This window comes from Actinoplanes oblitus (assembly GCF_030252345.1).
Lineage (GTDB): Bacteria > Actinomycetota > Actinomycetes > Mycobacteriales > Micromonosporaceae > Actinoplanes > Actinoplanes oblitus.
Window position 1 is genome coordinate 8,812,504 of the sequence record NZ_CP126980.1, and the last position, 24,775, is coordinate 8,837,278.

General features: G+C 72.1%; 27 protein-coding genes. 9 read left to right on the plus strand and 18 right to left on the minus strand.

Annotated features, from left to right (window positions below; genetic code table 11):
- Nucleotides 1–13: 13 nt before the first annotated feature.
- Together Actob_RS39075 and Actob_RS39080 are read left to right on the plus strand one after the other, a co-directional pair.
- Nucleotides 14–190, plus strand: a complete 177-nt coding sequence (locus Actob_RS39075) for a DUF6104 family protein (protein ID WP_284917004.1) — start codon at nt 14–16, stop codon at nt 188–190.
- A 70-nt stretch (nt 191–260) separates the two neighbouring features.
- The gene (locus Actob_RS39080) at nt 261–419 is read left to right on the plus strand and encodes a hypothetical protein (protein ID WP_284917005.1); all 159 of its coding nucleotides are present in this window, start codon (nt 261–263) and stop codon (nt 417–419) included.
- A 21-nt stretch (nt 420–440) separates the two neighbouring features.
- Here Actob_RS39080 and Actob_RS39085 read toward each other — a convergent pair whose 3' ends face one another.
- The 5 genes from Actob_RS39085 to Actob_RS39105 form a co-directional block, all read right to left on the minus strand.
- Nucleotides 441–1,556, minus strand: coding sequence for an acetate/propionate family kinase (locus Actob_RS39085; protein WP_284917006.1), 1,116 nt, complete (start codon nt 1,554–1,556; stop codon nt 441–443).
- Nucleotides 1,553–3,625 (minus strand): phosphate acetyltransferase, encoded by a 2,073-nt coding sequence (gene pta, locus Actob_RS39090; RefSeq protein WP_284917007.1) that lies wholly within the window; start codon nt 3,623–3,625, stop codon nt 1,553–1,555. The genes Actob_RS39085 and pta overlap by 4 nt, the downstream gene beginning before the upstream one ends.
- 184 nt (nt 3,626–3,809) lie before the next feature.
- Nucleotides 3,810–4,751, minus strand: coding sequence for a zinc-binding dehydrogenase (locus Actob_RS39095; protein WP_284917008.1), 942 nt, complete (start codon nt 4,749–4,751; stop codon nt 3,810–3,812).
- 322 nt (nt 4,752–5,073) lie between these two features.
- A complete protein-coding gene (locus Actob_RS39100; protein WP_284922482.1) occupies nt 5,074–6,231 on the minus strand; it encodes an NAD(P)-dependent malic enzyme in 1,158 nt (385 codons plus the stop codon).
- 214 nt (nt 6,232–6,445) lie between these two features.
- Nucleotides 6,446–6,706, minus strand: coding sequence for a S24 family peptidase (locus Actob_RS39105; protein ID WP_284917009.1), 261 nt, complete (start codon nt 6,704–6,706; stop codon nt 6,446–6,448).
- Nucleotides 6,707–6,839: 133 nt separating this feature from the next.
- Between Actob_RS39105 and sodN the strand changes: the two genes are divergently transcribed.
- Together sodN and Actob_RS39115 are read left to right on the plus strand one after the other, a co-directional pair.
- Nucleotides 6,840–7,244 (plus strand): superoxide dismutase, Ni, encoded by a 405-nt coding sequence (gene sodN, locus Actob_RS39110; protein WP_185037706.1) that lies wholly within the window; start codon nt 6,840–6,842, stop codon nt 7,242–7,244.
- 97 nt (nt 7,245–7,341) lie between these two features.
- Nucleotides 7,342–7,749 (plus strand): ATP-binding protein, encoded by a 408-nt coding sequence (locus Actob_RS39115; protein ID WP_185037707.1) that lies wholly within the window; start codon nt 7,342–7,344, stop codon nt 7,747–7,749.
- Between the two features lie 25 nt (nt 7,750–7,774).
- Here Actob_RS39115 and Actob_RS39120 read toward each other — a convergent pair whose 3' ends face one another.
- Nucleotides 7,775–8,476, minus strand: a complete 702-nt coding sequence (locus Actob_RS39120) for a FadR/GntR family transcriptional regulator (protein ID WP_284917010.1) — start codon at nt 8,474–8,476, stop codon at nt 7,775–7,777.
- A 38-nt stretch (nt 8,477–8,514) separates the two neighbouring features.
- A complete protein-coding gene (locus Actob_RS39125) occupies nt 8,515–8,892 on the minus strand; it encodes a hypothetical protein (RefSeq protein WP_284917011.1) in 378 nt (125 codons plus the stop codon).
- Nucleotides 8,893–8,962: 70 nt separating this feature from the next.
- Between Actob_RS39125 and Actob_RS39130 the strand changes: the two genes are divergently transcribed.
- Nucleotides 8,963–9,913: a diacylglycerol/lipid kinase family protein gene (locus Actob_RS39130; protein ID WP_284917012.1), complete on the plus strand. Its 951-nt coding sequence runs from the start codon at nt 8,963–8,965 to the stop codon at nt 9,911–9,913.
- 412 nt (nt 9,914–10,325) lie between these two features.
- Nucleotides 10,326–10,580 (plus strand): WhiB family transcriptional regulator, encoded by a 255-nt coding sequence (locus Actob_RS39135; protein WP_089291486.1) that lies wholly within the window; start codon nt 10,326–10,328, stop codon nt 10,578–10,580.
- A 690-nt stretch (nt 10,581–11,270) separates the two neighbouring features.
- On the opposite strand, the gene Actob_RS39140 is transcribed toward Actob_RS39135, so the two are convergent.
- The 5 genes from Actob_RS39140 to Actob_RS39160 form a co-directional block, all read right to left on the minus strand.
- Complete coding sequence (locus Actob_RS39140) at nt 11,271–12,104, minus strand: sirohydrochlorin chelatase (protein WP_284917013.1); 834 nt, start codon at nt 12,102–12,104, stop codon at nt 11,271–11,273.
- Nucleotides 12,086–12,853 carry a phosphoadenylyl-sulfate reductase gene (locus tag Actob_RS39145; protein WP_284917014.1) on the minus strand — a complete coding sequence of 256 codons (768 nt, stop codon included), beginning with the start codon at nt 12,851–12,853 and terminating at the stop codon, nt 12,086–12,088. Before Actob_RS39145 ends, Actob_RS39140 begins: the two co-directional genes overlap by 19 nt.
- A gap of 187 nt (nt 12,854–13,040) precedes the next feature.
- A complete protein-coding gene (locus tag Actob_RS39150) occupies nt 13,041–14,732 on the minus strand; it encodes a nitrite/sulfite reductase (RefSeq protein ID WP_284917015.1) in 1,692 nt (563 codons plus the stop codon).
- A gap of 504 nt (nt 14,733–15,236) precedes the next feature.
- The gene (locus tag Actob_RS39155) at nt 15,237–16,793 is read right to left on the minus strand and encodes a sensor histidine kinase (protein WP_284917016.1); all 1,557 of its coding nucleotides are present in this window, start codon (nt 16,791–16,793) and stop codon (nt 15,237–15,239) included.
- 29 nt (nt 16,794–16,822) lie between these two features.
- Nucleotides 16,823–17,839 (minus strand): SIS domain-containing protein, encoded by a 1,017-nt coding sequence (locus Actob_RS39160; protein WP_284917017.1) that lies wholly within the window; start codon nt 17,837–17,839, stop codon nt 16,823–16,825.
- 162 nt (nt 17,840–18,001) lie between these two features.
- Between Actob_RS39160 and Actob_RS39165 the strand changes: the two genes are divergently transcribed.
- Nucleotides 18,002–19,543, plus strand: a complete 1,542-nt coding sequence (locus tag Actob_RS39165; RefSeq protein ID WP_284917018.1) for a tetratricopeptide repeat protein — start codon at nt 18,002–18,004, stop codon at nt 19,541–19,543.
- A 78-nt stretch (nt 19,544–19,621) separates the two neighbouring features.
- Here the strand turns inward: Actob_RS39165 and Actob_RS39170 are convergent, their stop codons facing one another.
- Nucleotides 19,622–19,837: a biotin/lipoyl-binding carrier protein gene (locus Actob_RS39170; RefSeq protein WP_284917019.1), complete on the minus strand. Its 216-nt coding sequence runs from the start codon at nt 19,835–19,837 to the stop codon at nt 19,622–19,624.
- Nucleotides 19,838–19,969: 132 nt separating this feature from the next.
- On the opposite strand from Actob_RS39170, the gene Actob_RS44170 reads away from it, so the two are divergent.
- Complete coding sequence (locus Actob_RS44170; RefSeq protein WP_369700219.1) at nt 19,970–20,044, plus strand: 50S ribosomal protein bL37; 75 nt, start codon at nt 19,970–19,972, stop codon at nt 20,042–20,044.
- A gap of 189 nt (nt 20,045–20,233) precedes the next feature.
- On the opposite strand, the gene rsrA is transcribed toward Actob_RS44170, so the two are convergent.
- The 5 genes from rsrA to Actob_RS39195 all read right to left on the minus strand — a co-directional run bounded on the left by rsrA (nt 20,234) and on the right by Actob_RS39195 (nt 23,333).
- Nucleotides 20,234–20,521 (minus strand): mycothiol system anti-sigma-R factor, encoded by a 288-nt coding sequence (gene rsrA, locus Actob_RS39175; RefSeq protein ID WP_284917020.1) that lies wholly within the window; start codon nt 20,519–20,521, stop codon nt 20,234–20,236.
- A gap of 4 nt (nt 20,522–20,525) precedes the next feature.
- Nucleotides 20,526–21,323, minus strand: coding sequence for a sigma-70 family RNA polymerase sigma factor (locus Actob_RS39180; protein WP_284917021.1), 798 nt, complete (start codon nt 21,321–21,323; stop codon nt 20,526–20,528).
- 87 nt (nt 21,324–21,410) lie between these two features.
- Complete coding sequence (locus Actob_RS39185) at nt 21,411–22,019, minus strand: alpha/beta hydrolase family protein (RefSeq protein ID WP_284917022.1); 609 nt, start codon at nt 22,017–22,019, stop codon at nt 21,411–21,413.
- Between the two features lie 45 nt (nt 22,020–22,064).
- A complete protein-coding gene (locus tag Actob_RS39190; RefSeq protein WP_284917023.1) occupies nt 22,065–22,463 on the minus strand; it encodes a WhiB family transcriptional regulator in 399 nt (132 codons plus the stop codon).
- Between the two features lie 192 nt (nt 22,464–22,655).
- A complete protein-coding gene (locus Actob_RS39195; protein WP_284917024.1) occupies nt 22,656–23,333 on the minus strand; it encodes an SOS response-associated peptidase in 678 nt (225 codons plus the stop codon).
- A 148-nt stretch (nt 23,334–23,481) separates the two neighbouring features.
- Between Actob_RS39195 and aroA the strand changes: the two genes are divergently transcribed.
- Nucleotides 23,482–24,774: a 3-phosphoshikimate 1-carboxyvinyltransferase gene (gene aroA, locus Actob_RS39200; RefSeq protein ID WP_284922483.1), complete on the plus strand. Its 1,293-nt coding sequence runs from the start codon at nt 23,482–23,484 to the stop codon at nt 24,772–24,774.
- Nucleotide 24,775 lies beyond the last annotated feature (1 nt).

Below are 24,775 nucleotides of genomic sequence, written 5' to 3' on the forward strand. Positions count from 1 at the left end.
CTACTATCCGGGCATGTACTTCACCGATCGGGGCATCGAGGAGCTGGTCCAGCGGCGCGGCGAGGAGACCGTGACCCTGGAGTGGCTCGGCGAGCAGCTGCGCACCTTCGTCGACATGAACCCGGAGTTCGAGACGCCGATCGAGCGTCTCGCCACGTGGCTCGCCCGCGACGACGAGGACGACGACTGACGCACACGGTGTCCGTCCCGGCGTGATCGTCCTTGGCGGAAGCGTGCACGGCTTGGCTAGGGTCGGGCGCATGTCTGATAACCGCGTCGACCCGGGTGGCAACACCGAGGCGTTCCGGGCCTTCACCCGCACGCCGGAAACCCCCGCGCCGTCCAAGGCGCCCTACGTGATCGGCGGTGTGGTCGCCGTCGTCCTCATCGCACTGGTCGCCTGGCTGGCCTTCGGCTGATCGAGCCCCGCCCGGCGCTGTTCAGCCGTTCGGCGACAGCGCCCGGCGGGCCTCGTTGGCGATCTCCAGCTCCTCCTCGGTGGGCACCACGCAGACCGCTATCGGTGCCCCGTCCGGCGAGATGATCGGCTCGTGGGCCGCGTTGCGCGCCGGGTCGACGCTGATCCCGAGCGGGGCCAGCCCCTCCACGGCGGCCGCCCGCACCTCAGCGGAGTTCTCGCCGACGCCGGCGGTGAAGGTGATCGCGTCCACCCGGCCCAGCACCGCGAGGTAGGACCCGATGTACTCGCGCAGCCGCCGGGAGTAGATCGCGAAGGCCAGTGCGGCGTCCTCGTCGCCGGCCGCCCGCCGCTCCAGCACCGACCGCATGTCGTTGGCCCCGGTCAGGCCGGCCAGGCCGGCCCGGCGGGTCAGCGACTCCTCGATCTCGTCCAGGCTCAGGCCGCCCACCCGGTGCAGGTGGAACACCAGGCTCGGGTCGATGTCGCCGGACCGGGTGCCCATCACCAGGCCGGGCAGCGGGGTCATCCCCATCGAGGTGGCCTCGCACCGGCCACCACGCACCGCGGCGGCGCTGGCCCCGTTTCCCAGGTGCAGGGTGATCACGTTGGTGTCGGCCACCGGCCTGCCGAGGACCCGGGCGGTCTCCCGGGAGACGTACGCGTGCGACGTACCGTGAAAGCCGTAACGCCGCAGCCCGAACCGCCGCGCCAGGTCCCGGTCGATCGCCCAGAGCACCCCCTCCAGCGGGATCGTCGCGTGGAACGCGGTGTCGAAGACCGCCACCTGCGGCACGTCCGGCAGCAGCTTGCGCGCCACCCGGATGCCGGTCAGCGCGCCCGGGTTGTGCAGCGGCGCCAGCGGGATCAGCTCCTCGACGGCGGCCACCACGTCGTCGGTGATCACCGTGGCCTCGGTGAACCGGTCGCCGCCGTGCACCACCCGGTGCCCGACCGCCGCCAGCCCGGTCAGGTCCAGCCGGTCCATCAGCCCGCGCAGCGCCGACAGGTGGTCGGCCGCCTCGCCGCCGTCCTCCCCGATCCGCTCGACGTGGCCTTTCGCGGCGACGGTGGCACCGTCGAAGAGCTTGTAGCGCACCGACGAGGAGCCGCAGTTGAGCACCAGTACCCGGGTCATTCGGCTCCCGCCTGGATCGCCGTGATCGCCACGGTGTTGATGATGTCCTTGACCGTCGCGCCGCGCGACAGGTCGTTGACCGGGCGGCGCAGGCCCTGCATGACCGGGCCGACAGCCACCGCGTTGGCCGACCGCTGCACGGCCTTGTACGTGTTGTTCCCGGTGTTCAGGTCGGGGAAGACGAACACCGTCGCCTGCCCGGCCACCGCGCTGCCCGGCAGCTTGGCTGCCGCCACCGCGGGGTCGATCGCCGCGTCGTACTGGATCGGGCCCTCCACCGGCAGGTCCGGACGGCGTTCCCGGACCAGGGCGGTGGCCGCCGCGACCTTCTCCACGTCGGCGCCGGCGCCGGACTTGCCGGTCGAGTAGGACAGCATGGCGACCCGCGGCTCGATGCCGAACGCGGCGGCCGTCGTCGCCGAGGAGAGCGCGATGTCGGCGAGCTGGGCGGCGTCCGGGTCGGGGTTGACCGCGCAGTCGCCGTAGACCAGCACCCGGTCGGCGAGCAGCATGAAGAACACGCTGGAGGCGACGGAGACGCCGGGCACCGTCTTGATGATCTCGAAAGCCGGCCGGATGGTCGCCGCCGTGGTGTGCACCGAGCCGGAGACCATGCCGTCGGCCAGCCCGGCGGCCACCATCATGGTGCCGAAGTAGTTGACGTCGCGGACCACGTCGTACGCCAGGTCCAGGGTGACCGCCCGGCCCTTGCGCAGCTCCGCGTACCGGGCGGCGAAGTCGTCCCGCCACTCGCTGGTGGCCGGATCGACCAGCCGGGCGTCGCCGATCTCCACACCGAGCTCCCGGGCCCGCCGGGTGATCTCGGCCGGGTCGCCGAGCAGGGTCAGGTCGGCCACCCCGCGCCGCAGCAGCGTCTCGGTGGCCCGCAGGATCCGCTCCTCGGTGCCCTCCGGCAGCACCAGGTGCCGGCGGTCGGCACGGGCCCGGTCGATCAGGTCGTTCTCGAACATCAGCGGGGTGACCCGGGCCGACCGCGCCACGTCGAGCACCCGGGAGAGCGCCGCGGTGTCCACGTGCCCCTCGAACGCGCCGAGCGCCGCCTGGACCTTGCGGGGCGTGCCGAGCCGCGCCTGGACCCGGTCGGAGAGGGCGATGGCGTGGAAGCTGTCCGACTTGGTGACCAGCATGGCCAGGCCGGTGTTGAGCCGTTCGATGACGCGTACGGCCCGCGGGTCGGGCGGCTCGCCGAGGGTGAGCACCAGGCCGGCCAGCGTGACGGTGCCGGCCGCGTGCGCCGCGCTCGCGGCGACCAGCAGGTCGGCCCGGTCGCCCGGGGTGATCATCAGCGCCCCGTCGGTCAGATGCTCCAGGACGGTGGGCACGTGCGCGGCGCCCACCACGTAGTCCAGGACGTCCCGGTCCAGGGCGCCGGGCGTACCGGACAGCACTGTGGCGTCGAGCGCCTCGGCGACCTCGCCCACCGTCGGCGCCGCGATGACCGGCACCTCGGGGATCGCCCAGTAGGGCACCGGCAGGTCCGGTGCCGGCCCGCCCGCGGCGGCCGGCGGCACCCGGTTGGCGATCACCGCGGCGACCGTCGCGCCGAGGTCGGCGAGCGAGTGGTAGGCGCTGCGGGCCGCCGCCGCGAGCGCCTGCCCGCCGCGGCCCTCGCCGCTCACCACCGGGATCACCACGCTGCCGAACTCGGTCGCCAGCCGGGCGTTGAAGGCCAGCTCCCGGGGCAGCCCGTCGCGGCTCTCGTCGGTCTTGTCGGAGAAGTCGCTGCCGATGATCACCACGGCGGTGCTGCGCCGCTCGACCGCCCGGTACCGCTCCACGATCCGGCCGATCAGCTCCTCCCGCCGCCCGTCAGCGACCAGCGCGGTCGCCTCGGCGAGGGTGACACCGTAGGACTCCGCCACCGGCACCGGGCCGGGATAACGCTCCCGCAGGCCGGTCAGCAGCGGATCGGGGTCGGCGCCCGCCACCAGCGGCCGGAACACCGACACCCCGGCCACCTGCCGGGAGAGCAACTCCACGATCCCCAGGGCCACCGTGCCCTTGCCGACACTCGGGCCCAAGCCCGCTACATAGACACTGCGCGCCACGACCTCAACCTACCGGCAGTCGAGGACCACCGCCGGGCCGAAAGTCCCCCGGCCACCCGTCCTCAGGTCACCTCGCCGGTCCCGGTCGGCTTCGCTCCCGGTCCGCCGCTTTCCGGTACGCCCGGCCAGCCGTGCCCAGTGCTCCGGGACCAGCCCGCGTTCAGTGCTCCAGAACCGCCCGCGCTCAGTGCTCCAGGACCACCTTGCCGAACAGCTCGCCGGACATCAGCCGGGCGAAGGCGTCCGCCGCCCGGTCGAACGCGAAGCTGGAGTCGACCACCGGGCGGATCTTGCCGGCCGCGCACATCCGGAGCAGCTCGCCCAGCTCGGCCGGGGTGCCCATGCTGCTGCCCAGGACGTCCAGCTGCATCGCGAAGACCCGGCGCAGGTCCACCCGCGCCAGATGGCCACCGGTCGCCCCGCACACCACGATCCGGGCGCCCGGCGCCGCGCACTTCATCGAATGCTCGAAGGTCGGCTCGCCCACCGACTCGATCACCACGTCGACCCGTTCCGGGAGCCGCGCCCCCGGCTCCACCGCGACCGCGCCCAGCTCGCTGACCCGGTCACGTTTCCACTGCTCACGGCTGGTGGCGTAGACCCGCTTGCCGAGCGCCACGCCGAGCGCCACGGCGGCCGTGGCGACCCCGCCGCCGGCGCCCTGCACCAGGATCGCCCCCGCCTCGGCGGCCCGGCCCCGGGTCACCAGCATGTGGTAGGCGGTCAGCCAGGCCGTCGGCAGGCACGCCGCCTCGGCGAACGACACCCCGTCCGGGATCGGCAGCAGGTTCTGCGGTGGCGCGGCCACCCGCTCGGCCAGCGTGCCCGGGTGACGCTCGGAGAACAGCGAATAGCCGCGCGGATCGGCCTTGTCCTCGACCACCGGGTAGACCAGCACCGGCCGCCCGTCCGGGTCCACGCCGGCGGCGTCACAGCCGAGGATCATCGGCAGCCGGTCGGCGGGCAGGCCGACGCCGCGCAGCGACCAGATGTCGTGCTGGTTCAGCGAACTGGCCCGGACGGTGACCGGCACCCAGCCGTCCGGTGCGGAGAAGGGCAGGTCACCGACGGTCAGGCCGCTCAGCGGGGCGTCGGGCTGAAGCGAGGAGACATAGGCGGCGCGCATGATCCGACCCTAGTCCCGGATTCCCACCGATCAAGACCCGCTTCCGTACGACCAGCCGCACCGCCGGGCTGGCACCCACGGTGCTATCCCGCGACCGGAGACAACCACCAGCACCAGCCACCCCCACCGAGCTGGCACCCACGGTGGTGTCCCGCGACCGGAGACCACCACCAGCACCAGCCACCCCCACCGAGCTGGCACCCACGGTGGCGTCCCGGGGCTGGGCGGCCGGAGCGTGCGTACCGAAAGAATGTCGTGGGAAACGGCGCGCGCCGCCTCACCCGGGGGTGGAGCGGCGCGCGACCGGTCAGGAAACCGCGGTTCAGACGGGCTGGCGGGCCTGGGCCGGCGCGGGCGCCGGGGTGCGGCGGGCCACCCCGTCACGGAGCGCCGCGGCCGCGACCGCCGCCGCGACGGCCGGAGCGACCCGCGGGTCGAGCGGCGACGGGACGATCGCTTCCGGACGCAGGTCGTCAGCGACGATCGCCGCGATGGCGTCGGCCGCGGCCACCTTCATGGCGTCGGTGATCGTGGTGGCGCGGACGTCGAGCGCCCCGCGGAAGATGCCCGGGAAGGCCAGCACGTTGTTGATCTGGTTGGGGAAGTCGCTGCGGCCGGTGGCGACGATCGCGGCGTACTTGTGCGCGGTCGCCGGCGGGACCTCCGGGGTGGGGTTGGCCAGCGCGAAGATGATCGCGCCCGGCGCCATGCCGGCCAGGGCCTCCTCCGGGATGTTGCCGCCGGAGACGCCGACCAGGACGTCCGCGCCGATCAGGGCCTCGGCGATGCCGCCGGTGCGGCCGGAGATGTTGGTGGCGGCAGCCAGCTCGGCCTTCATCCCGCTGAGGTCGCCGCGCTCGGCGTGGATGATGCCGCGCGAGTCGACGACGATCATGTTGGCGCCCTGGACCCCGGCCGCGATCAGCGTGTTCGTGATCGCGACCCCGGCCGCGCCGGCGCCGCTGATGACCACCCGCAGGTCGCCGAAGGAGCGGCCGAGCAGCTTGGCCGCGTTGCGCAGCGCGGCGAGCGTGACGACAGCGGTGCCGTGCTGGTCGTCGTGGAAGACCGGGATGTCGAGCGCGGCGTCGAGGCGGCGTTCGATCTCGAAGCAGCGCGGCGCGCTGATGTCCTCCAGGTTGATCCCGCCGAACGACGGCGCCATCGCCTTGACCGCCGCGATGATGCCCTCGACGTCCTGGGTGTCCAGGCAGATCGGGATCGAGTCGACCCCGCCGAACTGCTTGAACAGCACCGACTTGCCCTCCATGACGGGCATCGCGGCCTTCGGCCCGATGTTGCCCAGGCCGAGCACCGCGGAGCCGTCGGTGACGACCGCGACGGTGTTGGACGTCCAGGTGTAGTCGGGGTAGAGCGACTCGTCGGCCGCGATGGCCTCGCAGACGCGGGCGACGCCCGGCGTGTACGCCAGCGACAGGTCGTCCCGGCTGGCCAGCGGAACCGTCGCGCTCATCGTCATCTTGCCCCGCCGGTGCAGGTCGAAGACGGGATCGGCGGCGAGGGCGGGATCGAGCTCGAAACTGAAGAATGACACGGTGAACTCCACACGGCATCGACATTGATACGTGGCACCTGGCGCTGGCCTGGTCGCGAGTATGCGCCAGGAGGCGGTGCAAGCGGGGATCACCCGGGAAAGCGACCGCAGCGCGGGTGTGCGCTGGGGATACTGGAGACTAACGTAACCGCCCTGGGCTGGGGTAGTAGCGAAACGCCACGCGTCCGATGACATCTGCCACCCCGTAGGCCCGCGAGTCGTCCTGGACGAACTCGTTGTCACCCTGGAGCCACCAGCCGTCATCCTGTCGCCTGATCGCCCGCTTGACCACGAGCAGGCCGGGTCGGCTGCGGAAGCGGGCGACCACGATGTCGCCGGTCCTTACCCGCGCGCCGCGCCGGACGATCAGCGCGTCTCCGTGACGCAGCGTGGGGACCATCGACGGACCGCTCACCAATACGGCGAACAGTGGTAAGTGCCACCTCAAGGCATCAAGCCTCCGTCGCGTTAGCCCATGGGTGTAAGGGGTAGTGTCAAGCCCGGATCATCGCAAACTCTATGGAGGAGTCCTGATGCGACTTCCGCGTTTCCTCATGCCGAGCACCGTGGTCAGCGCGCACTGCGACCTGCCGTGCGGCGTCTACGACCCGGCCCAGGCCCGGATCGAGGCCGAGTCGATCAAGGCCATCGCCGAGAAGTACCAGGGCAACACGGACCCCGAGTTCCGCACCCGGGCCATCATCATCAAGGAGCAGCGGGCCGAGCTGGTCAAGCACCACCTGTGGGTGCTGTGGACCGACTACTTCAAGGCCCCGCACTTCGAGAAGTACCCGAACCTGCACCAGCTCTTCAACGAGGCCACCAAGCTCGCCGGCGCGGCCGGCGCCAAGGGCTCGGTGGACCCGGCGATCGCCGACCAGCTGCTCGGCAAGATCGAGGAGATCTCCAAGATCTTCTGGGAGACCAAGCAGGCCTGAGTGCCTCAGCCGGCGCGCCCCCGTCCGGGGGCGCGCCGGCCTCTGCCGTAACAGGCGGTAACCGGTTAGAGTCCCCACCGACAGGAGGAGGTCGCGGGTGTCTCAGCTGACCCACGCGGAGCCGGAGATCGGGGACGACGTCGTTCTCCTGACGGTTCCCGCCGACGGTGGTTACCTCGGTGTGCTCCGCACGGCCACGGCCGGTCTCGCGGCTCGCCTGCACTTCGCCCTCGACGAGATCGAGGATCTGCGCATCGCCGTCGACGAGGCGTGCGCCATGCTGCTCGCCATCGCCACCCGCGGCGCCGAGCTGGAATGCCGGTTCGCGGTGACCGACGACGCGCTCACCGTCGAGGTGACCGTCGCGACGGTACGCGGCGCCCGGCTGCCCTCCGAGTCGTCGTTCGCGTGGAAGGTGCTGACCGCGCTCACCACCTCCGCCGCCGCCGAGGCGAACGGGCAGCACGCGACGATCCGCCTGCTCACCCGCCGCACCGAGTACTGACCGGCGGCCCACGTCCGCCGGGCCCTCATCTGACGACGGTCGCGGTCAGCGCGATGTAGTCCAGGTGCTCCGCAGCGGCCCGGGTGGCCGCCTCGGCGTCCCGTGCCGTCAGGTGGTCCAGCAGATCCCGGTGGTCCGCGTCGATCCGCGCCCAATATCCCTCGGGCAGGTCGGCGACCACCTCCTCGCCGTACGACGCCTGGTACAGCGGCCGCCCCACCAGCTCGAACAGCGGATTGCCGGTGGCCTTGGCGAGCACCCGGTGGAACGCCGCGTGCGCGGTCAGCATGGTGTCGAAGTCGTCGAGCGCCGGATCGAAGAGCGTGCCGCGCAGCTCGACCAGATGCGCCTCGGTACGCCGGACCGCGGCCAGCCCGGCGGCCGGCACCTCCAGCGCCCGGCGCAGCTCGAGCAGGTCGGCCAGGCCCACCCCGGCCGAGTGCGCGAGCAGCGCGAACCCGGTGGAGAGCCCCTCGGCCAGCTGCCCGGCATCCGGGTGCGCCACGAAGCTGCCGCCGGTCACCCCGCGGGTCGTGACGATCAGATGCTGGCTCGCGAGCAGGCGTAACGCCTCCCGCACCGTGCTGCGGCTGACACCGATCTTCACGCACAACTCGGGCTCGGGTGGCAGCCGCTCACCCGGCTGCAGTCGTCCCGAAGTGATATCCGCCCGCAAATCGTCCGCGAGTTGCTGATAGGCGGGCGGGCGCACCGTTGAGCCGGTCACCCGTCCAGGTTAGGCCCTGATCGGCTGGACGGAACCCGCTAATCGAGACCCAACGCTCGGCCGCTTGCCGGGAGCAGCACCAGCAGCGCGGTGACGGCGGCCAGCACGAGCAGCGCCACGCCCAGCCAGAGCGGCCCGACCTGGACCAGGAACCCGCCGGTGGCCAGCGCGAAGAGCTGCACCACCACGGCCGGGCCGCGGGCCCGGACCTTGCGCCGGCCGAGCGAGCGCGCGACGAGGAAGACCACCACGGCGGCGAGCGCGGCCAGGACGGTGAGCGAGGCCGCCACGCCGATGTCGGCGCCGGCGCTGGTCAGATCGAGGACGACCAGGTACACGGTGAGGGCGGCCAGCCCCACGCTCTGCAGGTAAAGCAGCCGGACCCCCCAGTCGAGGGACGGGGCCGCGGTAGTCACGGGATTCTCACCGGTCACGGCTGCACCATACCGACAGCCAGAACCGGTTCCGGCGGGTAAGGTGCCGCCCATGCGTGCCTTGCTGGTGGTCAACCCCCGGGCGACGGCGACCACTGAGCGCAGCCGCGACGTTCTGGTCCGGGCGCTGGAGAGCGCCACCGAGCTGACCGTCCGCCACACCGAGCGGCGCGGGCACGCCACCACGCTGGCCCGGGCGGCCGCCGAGAGCGGCGTCGAGGTGGTGGTCACCCTGGGCGGCGACGGCACCGTCAACGAGGCGGTCAACGGACTGATGACCGCCCGCGCCGCGCTGGCCGGGCTGCCCGGCCCGGCGGCCCACCGGCTGCCCGCGCTGGCCGTGGTGCCGGGCGGCTCGACGAACGTCTTCGCCCGCGCGCTCGGCCTCCCCCGCGACGGGACCGACGGGACCGGCGTGATCCTGGACGGGCTGCGCGACGGCCGGCACCGGGTGATCGGTCTCGGACGCGCCGACGACAGGTACTTCACCTTCGCGGCCGGCCTCGGCCTGGACGCCGCGGTGGTCCGCCGGGTGGAGCAGGCCCGGCTGCGCGGCCGGACGTCGACCCCGGGTCTCTACATGCGGGCGACGGTCGGCCAGTTCTTCACCGGCATCGACCGCGCGGATCCGCCGATGGCCCTGGAACGGCCGGGTGAGACGACCGACACCGGGCTCGGCACGGTCATCGTGCAGAACACCGCCCCTTGGACGTACGCGGGTGACCGTCCGGTGGACCCCAATCCGGACGCTTCGTTCGATCTCGGGCTGGATGTCCTCGCCCTGCGCCACCTGAGGATTTCCAGCACAGCGAGGACCGTGACACAACTCGCGTGGCGCTCCGGCGAACCGCACGGTAAACAGGTCTTACGGCTGCATGACGTCGCGGATTTCACCGTGATCTCGTCCCGACCCCAGGCATTCCAGCTGGACGGTGACTATCTCGGTGAGCGGCAGAAGGTGCACTTCGTGTCCGTCCCCTCAGCGCTGCGTGTGATCTGCTGACGGCGGGGTACGTCGTTTCCGTACGTGCTCACGATCCGTTACAGAAACACGGGCAAAAGGTCGGCGAAGTGGCCGGGACCGTACTACATTGATGGGAGCGTTCGTCAACCGGCTCTGGCAGCAGCGGCGGAACCGGACATAAGGGTGCGTGAGCCACCTCACCCGCTGGAAGAAACTTCCAGCGCTACCCTTGACATCGCGAGAGTTCGTGAAAGCATTCACAAGCGATAAGAAGTAACCGGTAGCGGCTTGTGCGCGTTCCTAATCCAGAAGCGCAGAACAGCTACCAAACACAAAGGCTTGCTGACGCTCCGGTGAGTGTACGGGTACAACCCGTCGGCACTGCGGGCGCATGCATATAGGTAAACAGCACTGTTTTCATTACCCCATCCGAAACAAGGAGTTTGCCGCCATGGACTGGCGTCACGATGCGATCTGCCGCGACGAGGACCCGGAGCTGTTCTTCCCGATCGGGACGTCCGGCCCCGCGCTCCTGCAGGTCGAGCAGGCCAAGGCCGTGTGCCGGCGGTGCCCAGTGACCGAGTCGTGCCTTTCTTGGGCGCTCGAGTCCGGCCAGGACGCCGGCGTATGGGGCGGGATGAGCGAGGACGAGCGCCGCGCGGTCAAGCGTCGCGGCGGCCTTCGGGTGTCCGCGCCTACCGCCTGATTCAATCCCCCACACAGCATTTGCGCCCCGGGCCCACCGGCTCCGGGGCGTCTTGCTGTTTCGGGACGCTTACCCACCGCTCCCATTCCACAGTGCGTTAATTCGATCACGGTGGGTTTACCCGTACCCCGAAATGATCTCGAAATGGCCCTCGATCGGTTTCCGTCGCGACTCCGGCACCCTCCGCTGTGGACGCTCCTCGGCGACCCGCGGAATCATCCTCATCATCGCCTAGCGCAGAGTGATCGTCACGATCAGTAGTCAGTGGACGCTCGGTTGGCGCGCGCACGAGAGGAGTCGGCAGGATTTGTCCCACTCGCCGGGTCGAGCCCACCGACACCAGCCGCGGAGACGCGCACGATCCACTGATCGGGCGGCGGCGGTGAGTGGGCGCGACATCCACCGCCCACCGGACGGGCGACATCATGCGGTGGGCGGCTGCTGCCGGATGCCACCGTCGGATGAACGAGCGGGGTGCCACCGGGCGGACGCCACTATCGGCTGAGTGAGCGGGCAGCTACTCCAGTGGACGCCATCGTCGGCGGAACGAGCGGGCAGCCACGGGTGAACGACGCCAACCCGCAGACCGGCAGCGGACGGCGTACCGGAAATCAGCGAGCAGCAGGCCACAGCGAACCGCGCGGCCGCGGCGAGCAGCAGCCACAGCGAGCAACACGGCCGCAGCGAACATCAAGCCGCGGCAAGCCTCCGGCCCTCAGCCGCAGCCACCCGCTCCGCGATCAGCCCGACCAGCTCCGGGGCATCCCCGAGCGGCTCCGCCACCCCGGCCGCACCGGCGTCCCGAGCCGACTCCGCCGCCTGGTCGTAGAGAAGACCTGGCGCCAGGAAATATCCAGCGACCACGACCCGCCGAGCGCCGGCGGCCCGCAACGCCCGCACGGCCTCCCCGGCACGCGGACCCACCCCCGAGGCGTAGGACACCGCCGAAGGAACCCGCAGCCGCTGCCCCAGCGCCTCCGCCGCGTGTCCCACGGTCTCCCGCGCCACCGCGTCCCGGGTGCCGGCCGCGGCCAGCACCACCGCGTCGTAGTCGTCCACCGGGAGCCGGCGCGTCAAAGCCTCCAACAGCAGCCGCGGCATCCGAGCCCCCCGCACGCCAGCCGGCGGCAGCGCCCCGGGAATCCCGGCAGACGGCAGGGCCAACGACACTCCGGCGGCCGGCACGGCCACCCGCCGCGGCCCGAGCACCCCCGCCATCGTCACCTCGACCGGCAGGTCAGCCGCCGACGCCACCACCGCGGGAAGATCGACCCGCCCGTGGTAGGCCTCGGTGAGCAGCAGCGGCACCAGCACCGCCCGCCCCCCGCCCAGCGACCCCAGCACGTCCAGCGGCCGCGGCCCGGCATGATCCAGATACGCGGCCCGGACCACCCCGCCCGGCCGGGCCCGGCGCACCGCCCGGGCCAGCGCCTCGGTGGACGCGGCGGCCCGCGGGTCGCGGCTGCCGTGGGCGACGAGCACCACGGCCGGCCGCGGCGGCGCGCTCAGACGTGCAGACCGCATTCTGTTTTCTCGAACATCGCCCAGCGGCCCGCGCGCGGGTCCTCGCCGGCCTTGGTACGCCGGGTGCACGGCCAGCAGCCGATCGACCCGTAGCCCTTCTTGAACAGCTCGTTGACCGGGACGTTCCACCGGCTGATGTAACGGTCCACGTCCGCCTGGGTCCAGGCCGCGATCGGGTTGACCTTGACCTTGCCCTTCTTCGCGTCGAACGCGACGACGGGCGTGTTGGCGCGGGTCGGCGACTCGTCACGGCGCAGGCCGGTGGCCCAGGAGTCGTAGTCGGACAGGGCCCGCTCGAGCGGCTCCACCTTGCGCATGAAGCAGCACTCGTCCGGGTTACGGGCGAACAGCCGGGGGCCGTACTCCCCGTCCTGCTGGCCGACGGTCATCCGCGGGCGGATCGAGCGGACGTTCACGTTCATCGTGCGGGCCACCGTGTCCCGGACCTTGAGGGTCTCCGGGAAGTGCAGGCCGGTGTCCAGGAAGACCACGTCCACCCCGGGCGCGACCCGGGAGAACAGGTGCGCGACCACCGCGTCGGCCATCGAGCTGGTGACACAGAACCGCGCGCCGAAGGTGTCGGTCGCCCACTTGGCGATCTCCTCGGCGGGCCGGCCCTCGAGGTCGCGGGCGGCCTGAAGGGCCAGCTCCCGCAGCTCCTCGGGACGACGACGGGCGGGGTCAGCGGGGGCGGCGGGAGCGCCGCCCAGGTTGATCAGGCCCAGGCCGGAGGCGTTCAGGATGCTCATTGCGTGGCTCCCTTTTCCGCGATGTGTCCGGTGTTCGAACCAACTGACGAAGGCAACAGCCCGAGGAACTTGACGGAGAAGACCCGGGCGCAGGAGTGGCACTCCCAGGCGCCGTGCGAGGACTCGTTGGGGCGGAGGTCCTCGTCACCGCAATAGGGGCAGTAGAGCGGGGCGGATCTGGCGTCGCTCATTTCAGGAGCTCCTCTTCGGCCCGCATCACCCAGTTGGCGAACGTCTCACCGGAGGTGCGCCCGTCCAGGTAGTTGCGAGCCACCCGCTCGACGTACTCGGGAAGCTCCTCGGCGGTGGCCTTGAGGCCGCGCAGCTTGCGGCCGAACCCGGCGGTCTCGCCCTTGGCCATGCCGAGGGCGCCACCGAGGTGGATCTGGAAGCCCTCGACCTGCTCGCCGCGCGCGTTCAGCATCAGCTGGCCCTTGAGGCCGATGTCGGCGACCTGGGTGCGGGCGCACGCGTTCGGGCAGCCGTTGAGGTGCACCGAGATGTCCGCGTCGAAGTCGCCCAGCCGCTCCTCGAGCCGGGCCACCAGCTCCTCGCCACGCGCCTTGGTCTCGACGATGGCCAGCTTGCAGAACTCGATGCCGGTGCAGGCCATCGTGCCGCGCCGCCAGGACGACGGCCGCGCCTCCAGCCCGATCTCCCGGAGCCCGCCGATCAGCGACTCCACCCGGTCGTCAGCGACATCGAGGACCAGGAGCTTCTGGTACGCCGTGAGCCGCACCCGATCCGACCCGTGCTGCTCGGCCAGGTCGGCCAGCCGGCTCAGCTGGGTGCCGGACGAGCGGCCGACCACCGGGGCGGCGCCCACGTAGTTCCGCCCGTCACGCTGCTTGTGCACGCCGATGTGGTCGATCGGCTTCTCCGGCAGGTCCGGCGCCGGCCCGTCGAGCATGGTGCGGCCCAGGTACTCCTTCTCCAGGACCTCCCGGAACTTCTCCACGCCCCAGTCGGCGAGCAGGAACTTGAGGCGGGCCCGGTGCCGCAGCCGGCGGTAGCCGTAGTCGCGGAAGACCCCGACGACACCCGCCCAGACGTCCGGGACCTCGGCGAGCGGCACCCAGACGCCGAGCCGCTCGGCCAGCCGCGGGTTGGTGGACAGGCCGCCGCCGACCCAGAGGTCGAAGCCGGGACCGTGCTCGGGGTGCTCGACGCCGACGAACGAGACGTCGTTCGCCAGGTAGGGGCCGTCGGCCAGCCAGGAGATCTGCGTCTTGAACTTGCGGGGCAGGTTCGAGTACTGCGGGTCGCCGATGTAGCGCGCCAGGATCTCGTCGATCGCCGGGGTCGCGTCGATCACCTCGTCGACCGAGATGCCGGCGACCGGGCTGCCCAGCACGACGCGGGGACAGTCGCCGCAGGCCTCGGTGGTCTGCAGCCCGACCGCCTCCAGCCGGCGCCAGATCTCCGGCACGTCCTCCACCCGGATCCAGTGCATCTGGATGTTCTGCCGGTCGGTGATGTCGGCGCTGTCCCGGGCGAACTCGGTGGAGATGCCGGCGATGGTGCGCAGCTGGGCCAGGTTCAGCGCGCCGCCGTCGATCCGGACGCGGAGCATGAAGTACTCGTCCTCGAGCTCCTCCGGCTCCAGCACCGCGGTGCGGCCGCCGTCGATCCCGGCCTTGCGCTGGGTGTAGAGCCCCCACCAGCGGAACCGGCCGCGCAGGTCGGACGGGTCGATCGAGGCGAAGCCGCGGTGGGCGTAGATGTTCTCGATGCGCGCCCGGACGTTGAGCGGGTTGTCGTCCTTCTTGTTGCGCTCATTGGGGTTGAGCGGCTCGCGGTGTCCGAGCGCCCACTGACCCTCGCCGCGCGCCTTGCGGGGGCGGGCGGTCGGCGTTGCGGGAGTGTTGCTGGGCGCCATGGCGGCGGTCCTCCGGGTTTCGTGGGCACCGGAGGACAATCGCGGCCGTGTGGAGGCTCCGCGACATCAGCGTCGGGAGAGGGCCGGCTTGTCGTCCGCGCCCGAAATAAAGGGGGGCGGCGTCAGGAAGCCGGACACATCGCGCTGAAGACACGCCCGTAGTCGACGTGGCGGCGGGCCACGAAGCGGCGGTCGATTGCAGCGGTCATGCCGGTAAGCCTCTCACGCGAACCGAATGTGGGCCAGTGAGGTCCAGAATCCGGGAGTGTGGTTCACGGCACTTGACGGGTTCTCCTACTGCCGTTACGAAGTCGTTACATCGCAGGTCGGAGACTGCCGGACATCGACACATGAAGATCAACGAGCAAAGTCTTCATTCACGCGCGTCCGCTCGGGTGCGGATCGCATGCTCCCGCGCGGGCCGGGTGCGGCGATCTGGCCGCTGCGCGTCCAGAGCGATCCCCGCACCCTGCACGGCCCGTGGGTGGTCACCGGAAAACCGGGTCAGCGCTTGCCGAGCGGGACCACCAGCACTGCTTCCGTGCCGCCGCCCGCCCGGTTGCGCAGCTCGATGCTGCCGCGCAGCTCGCCGGTGGCCAGCGCGCGGACGATCTGCAGGCCCAGCCGGCCACCGGCGTCCGGCCGGAAGCCGTCCGGCAGGCCCTGACCGTTGTCGGCCACCGTGACGTGCAGCTGCTTGCGGAACCGGTGCGCCGAGACGACCACCTCGGCGGCCGGCTGACCGGGCGCGGGCTGCTGCTCCTCGGCGTCGTCCTCGCCGGCCGGGAAACCGTGCTCCACCGCGTTGATCAGCAGCTCGTTGAGGACCATGACCAGCGAGGTGGCGATCTCGGCCGGCAGGATCCCGAAGGTGCCCTCGCGGCGCATGTGCACCGGGAAGCTGGTCGAGGCGACCTCGGTGGCGGCGGTGGCCACCCGGTCGACGATCCCGTCGAACTCGACCGCCTCGTCGCTGGACATCGAGAGGGTCTCGTGGACCAGGGCGATCGAGGCGACCCGGCGGACCGACTCCTCCAGGGCCATCCGGGCCTCCGGGGCGTCCACCCGCCGGGCCTGCAGCCGCAGCAGCGCGGCAACGGTCTGCAGGTTGTTCTTCACCCGGTGGTGGATCTCCCGGATGGTGGCGTCCTTGGTCATCAGCGCGCGGTCCCGGCGGCGCACCTCGGTGACGTCCCGGACCAGCACCAGCGCGCCGATCGGCACGCCGGCCGGGAGCAGCGGCAGCGAGCGGGTGAGCACTGTGGCGCCGCGTGCCTCGAACTCCATCCGGGGCGGGAACTCGCCGCGCAGCGAGGCCCGGATCCGCTCGGCGACGTCGTTGCCCTCGAGCGGGTCGGCGGCCAGCCGGGTGGAGAGGTGGGCCAGCTCCTCACCGACCAGGTGCGCGTTGAAGCCGAGCCGGCGGTAGGCCGACTGCGCGTTCGGGCTGGCGTAGGTGACCTTGCCGGAGGCGTCCAGCCGGATCAGGCCGTCGCCGACCCGGGGCGCCGAGGTGGTCATCTCGCCGGGCTGCCGGGCCGGCGGGAACGTGCCGTCGGCCACCATCTGGGCCAGGTCGTCGGCGGTGGTCAGATAGTTCAGCTCGAGCTGGCTGGGGGTGCGGGCGGTGCTCAGGTTGGTGTCGCGGCCGATCACCGCGATCACCTCGCTGTAGCCCTCCTCGTGATCGTTCTCGTCGCGGCGGCGCACCGGGATGGCCTCGTGACGGGCCGGGGTGTCGCCGTACCAGACCGGATCGCCCTCGCGCCAGATCCGCTCCTGGGTGAAGGCCACGTCCAGGTGCGCCACCTCGGGACCGCCGAAGATCTTGCCGACCTGGTCCTCCTGGTACGCCGTCGGCGCGGTGCTCGGGCGCACCTGGGCGACGCAGAGGAAGTCACGCGGCTTCCGGGCCTCTCCCTTGATCGGCACCCAGAGGAGCAGATCGGCGAAGGAGAGGTCGGAGAGCAGCTGCCAGTCACCGGCGAGCCGGTGCAGGTGGTCGATGTCGGCGGAACCCAGACCGGTGTGTTCCTCGACGAGATCGCGCAGGGTGGACACGGTCCAAGCCTGCCATGCCGATGTTTCGGCTAGAGGGTGCTGGTCACCTTCTTCAGGCCGCGCGGCGCGTCCGGGTCCTCGCCCTTGGCCAGAGCCAGCGCGAGGGCCAGCTTCTGCAGCGGCAGGATGTCCAGCAGCGGGCTGTACCGCTCGTCCACCGACGGCACCGCCAGCCGGCCGGCCGGGCCGATGGTCAGCACGTCGGCCTTGCGCTCCCGCAGCCGGGCCAGCACGTCGAGCATCGACCTGCCGCCGGGCCCGTCGCCGACCACGGCCAGCACCGGCACGTCGGTGTCGGTCATGGCGAGCGGGCCGTGCAGCAGGTCCGCGCCGGAGAACGCCAGCGTCGGCACGTACGACGTCTCCATCAGCTTGAGCGCGGCCTCCCGGGCGGTCGGGTAGGCGTAGCCGCGGCCGGTGGTGACCATGTGCGGGGCGAACCGGTAGCGCTGCGCGATCTCGTCGGCGGTCCGGTCGGCCAGGGTGGCCTCGGCCAGCTCCGGCAGCGCGGCCAGCGCGGCCCGCTCGTCCGCGGGCAGCCGCCCGTCGCCGGCCCGGATCCCCTCGACCAGCAGCAGCAGCGCGAGCAGCTCGGCGGTGTACGTCTTGGTGGCGGCGACCGCCCGCTCGTGCCCGGCCGCCACGTCCACCGACAGCTCAGCGGCCCGGGCCAGCGGCGAATCCGGGTTGTTGGTCACCGCGAGGGTGAGCGCGCCGGTCTCCCGGGCGGCGGAGAGCACGCCGGTCAGGTCGGGCGAGCCGCCGCTCTGACTGACCCCGACGACCAGGGTGCCGGTGAAGTCGGGGCGCGCGCCGTACAGCGTGATGGCGCTCGGCGAGGCACTGGCGACCGGCAGGCCCAGGCGGATCTCGGCCAGGTACGCGCCGTACAGCGCGGCGTGGTCGGAGGTGCCGCGGCCGACGAACAGCACGTTGCGCGGACGGCGGGCCGCGATCTCGGCCGCCACCGCGGCGATCGCCGCGGCGTGCGAGCCCTCCAGCAGCCGGGCGAAACCGGCCGGTTGCTCCGCGATGTCCGCTGCCATCCCATGGCCTCGCTGTGTCACGTCATCCTCCCCAGATGAGCAGTTCTCGCGCAATCGATGCGCAGTCTTGCAAGAAAAAGCTTAGTACGTCAATCTTTCGCGCACTACTGCGCAAGCTTCCAGGACTGACAGATCGTCCCGGTGCCCGTACTGTCTTCACTCGTGGATGCCCAACCCCAGGTCTCCCACGACCTCACCCTCGCCCGCGCCGCCCTCGACCGCGGGGAGATGAGCCAGGCCGCCCGGCACCTGGCCGGGGCGCTGCCACACGCACCCACCCTGCCCGAGATCCACGAGTTGCTCAGCCGTTTGGCGGCCGGCGCGGACGACGCCCTCGACCTGTTCCCGCTGGAGCCGCACGCGCCGGCCGGCCGGGTGGCGGCGCACGCCCACCTGCTCGCCGCGGCCGGGCGCCCGGAGGATGGGTTGCCGCTGCTCGCCGCGGCCAGCGGGCACACCCCGGGGGTGGACTGGGCCGGCGTCCCCTGGGTCAGCGACCCGGTGCTCGGTGACCGGATCGACCCGGACGCGCTGGCCCGCACCGTGATGCGACTGTGCACCGCGGTGGGCGACCCGGCACCGCGGACCGCCGCCGCCCCGCTGCGCCCCTACCTCACCGTGGTCCGGCACACCGTGGCCGCGCACGGCGAGCACGCCATGCTGCTCGGTGCCGGCTCGGCCCTGGCCCGGCGGCTCGGCGAGGCGCGACTGGCCGTCGACTGGGCCAGCCGGGGCACCCGGTCCCGTCCGTCCAAGCTCGGCGAGATCTGGCTGGGGTACGCGTACCGCAGCGCCGGCCGCATCCCGGAGGCCCTCGCCGCCCTCCGCCGCGCGGTCACCTACGACCCGGACGACCTCTCGGTCTACGCCGACGTCGCGGCCACCCTGGCCGACCTGGGCCGGCTCGACGAGGCACTGGACTGGACCGACCGCGCCATGGAGCGCGACCCGATGTTCGACTGCGTGGTGCACACCGCCCAGCGGCTGCGCTACCGCGCCGACGGCGAGGTGCGGCACCTCGTCACGCTCGCCGACTACATCCGCGACCACCCGGACGACACCCACGAGCACACCGACCTGGCCGACTGCTGCCGCCACACGCCGTGGCTGAGCGGCACCCCGGCCGGGCTGGCCCGGCTGGGGCCGGGCGGGGTCCCGGTCAACGCCGAGCCGTCGGCGGACGCGCGGGACCGGCTGCTGCGGGTCGCCTCGGGCGGCTGGCCGCACCCGCCGGCCGCCTACGACAGGGCTCTCGGCCTGGTGCTGGTCGAGCCGTGGGAGCTGCTCGCCCTGCTCGGGCATCCGGCGGTGACCGGCGCCGAGCAGCCGGGCGCCGCGGAGGTCTGGGCCTGCCTGGGCCTGCTGCACCACGGGACCGAGGAGCCGTGGCTGGACTCCGGCCGGCGACGGCTGCTGCTGGGGCTGCTCGACGGCGACGTCGACCGGGTCGCCCAGGCGGCACTGTTCGCGCTGATCACGTACGCCTGGGTGGATCCGGAGGCGCGCCCGGACGTGGCAGCGGTGGTGGCCGGGCGGTTCGCCGAGGTGGCCGGCGGGCCGTTCGCCCGGGCGGTGGCCGAACTGGCCCTGATCACGCCCGAGCTGGACCGGGCCACCCGGGAGCTGGCCGCGGCGACGATCCGGGTGCCGGTCGTGCCGCGCCAGCGCCGCCGGTCATACCTGCTGCGCTGGCTGCGCAAGTGACAAACGCGTGCCGCGCCGGCGCCGCCGGTCGTGCCGCCGGGCTGGCGGCGCGAACGACAAGCGCTCGAGGAGAGCCGCTCAGTTGATGACGGCGATCAGGTCGCCTTCCTGGACCACGTCGCCCTCGTTCACGGCCAGCTGACCGACAGTGCCGTCGGACTCGGCCAGCACCGGGATCTCCATCTTCATGGACTCCAGGATCACCAGCGTGTCGCCCTCGGCGACGGTGTCACCCACGCCGGCCACGACCTTCCACACGTTGGCCACCATCTCGGCCCGGATCTCATCGGACATTCCTGATCGCCCTCCTTCGTCACCCTTTTGGGAACGTCATCAAATCACGGATCCCGCGCGGGTAGGTCCAGGCCCGCGAGAAGGGCCGACTACCATCGGCGACTGAGCAACGCGTGAGGAAGGAGGCCCCTTATGGCCAAGAAGGCTCGCAAGAAGAAGGCCCGGAAGAAGAGCGGCGCGAACCACGGCAAGCGCCCCAACTCTTAAACATGGCCTCGCTCCGCTCGGCGGGCACTTCGCCCCGTTGAGCTGGTGTCGAGGGCACCGAAAACGGCTAGGCGAAGCCGTGGCCGTTTTCGGCACCCTCGACACCAGCGGGCGAAGTGCGCTGTGGTGCGGTTCGAGACAGCGAAAGACCCGGCAGCTCGCGCTGCCGGGTCTTTGGCTTTCCGGGCGTCAGGGGAGGTATTCGCGGGTTTCGGTCTGGACCTCCAGCTGGTCGAGCTTGTGCCGGAGCCGCTCGCGCAGCTCGGACGGCGCCCGCTCGTCGCCGCAGCAGCGGCTGACCAGAGCTTTCACGTCGTGCTCGATGCCGAACTCGCGCAGGCACCCGGCGCACTCGTCCAGGTGTTTCTGGATCAGCCGCCGGCGGTCCTCACTGCACTCCAGGTCGAGGTAGAGGTAGACCTCGTCGAGCACCGCGGAGCAGTCGGTGTGGTGTGACTCGTTCTCGGACGTCGACATCGGGTCACGCCTCCTGCGGCTCGGACGCGGTCCGGGTGATGCCCCGGTCGACGGCGTACTCCTCGAGGAGCTTGCGCAGGTTACGCCGGCCGCGGTGCAGCCGGGACATGACGGTGCCGATCGGCGTGCCCATGATGTCGGCGATCTCCTTGTACGAGAAACCCTCGACATCGGCGAGGTAGACGGCGAGCCGGAAGTCCTCCGGCAGGGACTGCAGCGCTGCCTTGATGTCGCTGTCCGGGAGCCGGTCCAGCGCCTCGGTCTCGGCCGAGCGCAGACCCTGGGAGGTGTGCGACTCGCTGGAGGCCAGCTGCCAGTCGGTGATCTCCTCGGTCGGCGCCTGCACCGGCTGCCGCTGCTTGCGCCGGTACGAGTTGATGTAGGTGTTCGTCAGGATCCGGTAGAGCCACGCCTTGAGGTTGGTGCCCTCCTCGAACTGGTGGAACGCGGAGAACGCCTTCAGGAACGTCTCCTGCACCAGATCCTCGGCGTCGGCCGGGTTACGGGTCATCCGCAGTCCGGCGGCATACAACTGATCCACGAACGGCAGCGCGTCACGCTCGAAACGTGCGCGGCGCTCGTCGGTCCGCTCTTTCTGGGCCACCCTGGACTCTCCCCTCGACCGCCCCGCCGAGGATACGGGTAGTGCCCCAGTCACGCTCTCGAAAACCGGTGTGCTCACGCTCACCGCGGCGGTGGCCGGCGCCGGCTCGGTGGCCGGCCAATCCGGAGAGTCCAGGAGCTCCCGCACCCGGGTAGCCTCCCGGCGCTCGTGTTTCACGAACTCGGTACCGGCACGCACTACAGATTCCCCTTCCGGCGGACAAGTCTCCGAGTCCTGTAACGCCCGGGTCCCGGCCAGAAATTCCGGTGCCGTCCGGTGGCCTCGCTACCGCGCCCAGCCGAACCGCCGGAGCCAGGAGATCGCGAGATGCACGGTGCCGGGAAGGTCCTTCTTCAGATCGTGCACCGCGCCGGGTCGCACCATCACCTCGACCAGGCCGCCGGGCTCCGGCATCCCGAACGGATCACGGTCACCGTTCAGCACCAGCGTGGGGATGCCGGCGGGCAGCTCGGCGGCCCGGGTCTTCGCCGGCTTGCCCGGCGGGTGCTGCGGGAACGCGAGGGCCAGGACCCCCGCGGCGCCCAGCGGGGCCGCGGTCCGCGCCGCGACCCGCGCGCCGCTGCTGCGCCCACCTGAGATCAACGGCAGTTCCGGTACGGCCTCCGCGCGCACCACCGCCATCCACGCCTCGTCGAGCTGCCCGGCCGGCGCGGGCGCGCGCCGACCGGCCACCCGGTAGGGCTGGGTGACCAGCACCACACGCACCCCGGCGTCGACCGCGGCGTCGTGCAGCGCGGCCAGGTCCGGGGCGTCCACGCCGCCCCCGGCGCCGTGGCCGAGGAACAGCTGGCTGTGTGGCGGGCCGGCGGGCCCGGTCACCCGGACCCGGGCCGGCCCGCGCGGCGTCTCGACGGTTCTCTCGGAGCTGGACACAAGCTCCGTTTCTATCAGCGCCGTCCCGCGGCTCGACCGGAAAGGTCAGCGGCTCACCGGGCTGAGCGTCAGGAACCGCCGGTCCTCCTCGTCGGAGGACTCGTCCTCGACCGGATCGCCGTTGGCCTGGACGCGCTCACGCCAGGCCACCAGCATGGCCCGCCGCTCGCGTGGCGTGGTGCCACCCCAGACCCCGTGGCAGTCGCCCACCTGCAACGCCCAGGCCAGGCACGGGCCCTGCACCGGGCAGGTACCGCAGAGGGCGACCGCGCCGCCGGACGGCTCGTTCGGCGCGGGAAAGAACGTCTCCGGATCAACGGTCCGGCAGGCTCCCCGAGTCCGCCAGGCCTCATCGGTCCGGCGTTGCGCAATTGCTTCGAGCAACCGCGGGTCGCGTCGCGCGATGGCCACCTCGTGCGGACGCGGCATGCGTGCTCGTGTCATCAGCCCACCTCCCCCGTGGGACCGGAAAAGCTGCGGCGGTCGTTCCCGCACCTTGCGGATCGACACCACTCCGGCGCTGGTTTGTACCGCACGGTACAAGATCAGAACAAGGGGTTGATCTATCTTGAAGCAAAGTTGTCGATTCAGAATCCGCGCATACTCCGACAAAGAACAACGTTGATCTTCGTCAGTTCAGAAAAGCGTCACCTCTACGGGAGCGTCCAGTAACTCGGGACCGTTGTTGCGCACATTGCCGACCGCCGGGCCGACCGGGCGCACCTCGATCGCCGCCAGCGCCGCCTCGTCGAGCGGGCGCAGCAGCGGCTCCGGATCGCCCCCGCCGGCCAGCCAGCCGGCCCAGCGATCGGGCGGCAGGATCAGGGGCATCCGGTCGTGGATCCGGGCCAGCCCGCCGAGCGCGGCGGTGGTGATCACGCTGCAGGTGAGCATCGACTCCGGACCCCAGGCCGACCAGATCCCGGCGAACGCGAGCGGGGCGCCGTCCGCCGGGGTCATGTAAAAGGCCTGCTTACGCTTGCCGTCGCGGACCCACTCGAACCAGCCGTCGGCCGGAACCAGGCAGCGGCGGCGGGCGAAGGACGACGCGAACGCCTTCGAGGTGGCCACCGTCTCGGCACGTGCGTTGATCATGCGGGCGCCCTGGCGCGGGTCGGCGGCCCAGGGTGGGACCAGGCCCCAGCGGGCGGTGTCCAGCACCCGGGCGGCGTGCGACTGCGACTCGCGGACCAGCGGGACCGGGTCGGTGGGCGCCACGTTCCAGCTCGGCGGCAGCTCCGCGGTCAGGTCGGCCGCCTCGAAGAACTGGCTGAGATCCGCGTTGCTCCGCGTGGTCGCGTACCGCCCGCACATGGGGTGCAGCGTACGCCGCCGGAAACAATGCCAGGGGGCACCGGGCACCGGGGAAAAGCGGGTGGTGGAACGCGCCCGGATCACGAATCGGCCGGCTCGTCCCGGGAGCCGGAACGGTCCGCGGAAAATGTCGGTGGCCACCGGCAGAATGGCGGGCATGGCTGCTGAACTCCGCCCCTGGCTCGCCCCGACGGCCACCGGCCCGATCACCACCACCGTGCGGCTGCCCGGCTCCAAGTCGATGACCGCCCGCGCGATGGTGCTGGCCGCGCTGGCCGACGCGCCCTCGGTGGTCGAGGCGCCGCTGCGGGCCCGGGACACCACGCTGATGGCGGCCGCCCTGCGCGCGCTCGGCGTCGCGGTGGACACCTCGGCCGACGACCGCTGGGTGTTCGAGCCCGGCCCGCTGCGCGGCCCGGCCCGCGTCGACGTCGGCCTGGCCGGCACGATCATGCGCTTCCTGCCGCCGGCCGCCGCGCTGGCCGACGGCACCGTCGAGTTCGACGGCGACCCGCACGCGCGCACCCGGCCGATGGGCCCGATCCTGGACGCACTGCGCTCGCTCGGGGTTCGGCTGGAGGCGTCGCCGACCGGCGGCCTGCCGCTGACCGTGCACGGCACCGGCCTGGTCGAGGGCGGCGAGGCGGTGGTCGACGCGTCCGGCTCCAGCCAGTTCGTCTCCGGCCTGCTGCTCTCCGCGGCCCGGTTCACCAAGGGGCTGCGGCTGCGGCACCAGGGCCCGCCGGTCCCGTCCGCCCCGCACCTGCGGATGACCACGCACATGCTGCGGGCCGCCGGCGCCGTCGTCGACGAGAGCGTGCCCGACGTCTGGGTGGTGGAGCCGGGCCCGCTGCGCGGCCGCACCTGGGTGATCGAGCCGGACCTCTCCGGCGCTCTGCCGTTCTTCGCCGCCGCCCTGGTCACCGGCGGCGCGGTCACCCTGGCCGGCTGGCCGGCCGCGAGCTGGCAGCCGGTCGGGCAGCTCAGCGAGTTGCTCACCGCGCTGGGCGGCGAGGTGACCCGCTCGGGTGACGGGCTGACCGTGCGCGGCACCGGCAGGCTGCGCGGGATCACCGCCGACCTGTCCGAGGTGAGCGAGATGACGCCGGTGGTCTCGGCGCTGGCCGCGCTCGCCGACGGGCCGTCCGAGCTGCGCGGGGTCGCGCACATCCGGGGCCACGAGACCGACCGGATCGCCGCGCTCGCCACCGAGCTGGGCCGGCTGGGCGCCGGCGTCACCGAGTTCCCGGACGGGCTGCGGATCGAGCCGCGCCCGCTGCACGGCGGCTCCTTCGGGACGTACGCGGACCATCGGATGGCGCACGCCGCCGCGGTGATCGGACTCTCCGTCCCGGGCGTTCAGCTCACCGACGTAGGTTGTACGTCGAAGACGTTGCCCGAGTTCCCGGAACTCTGGGCGGGACTCACCACGAGGAGCTAGA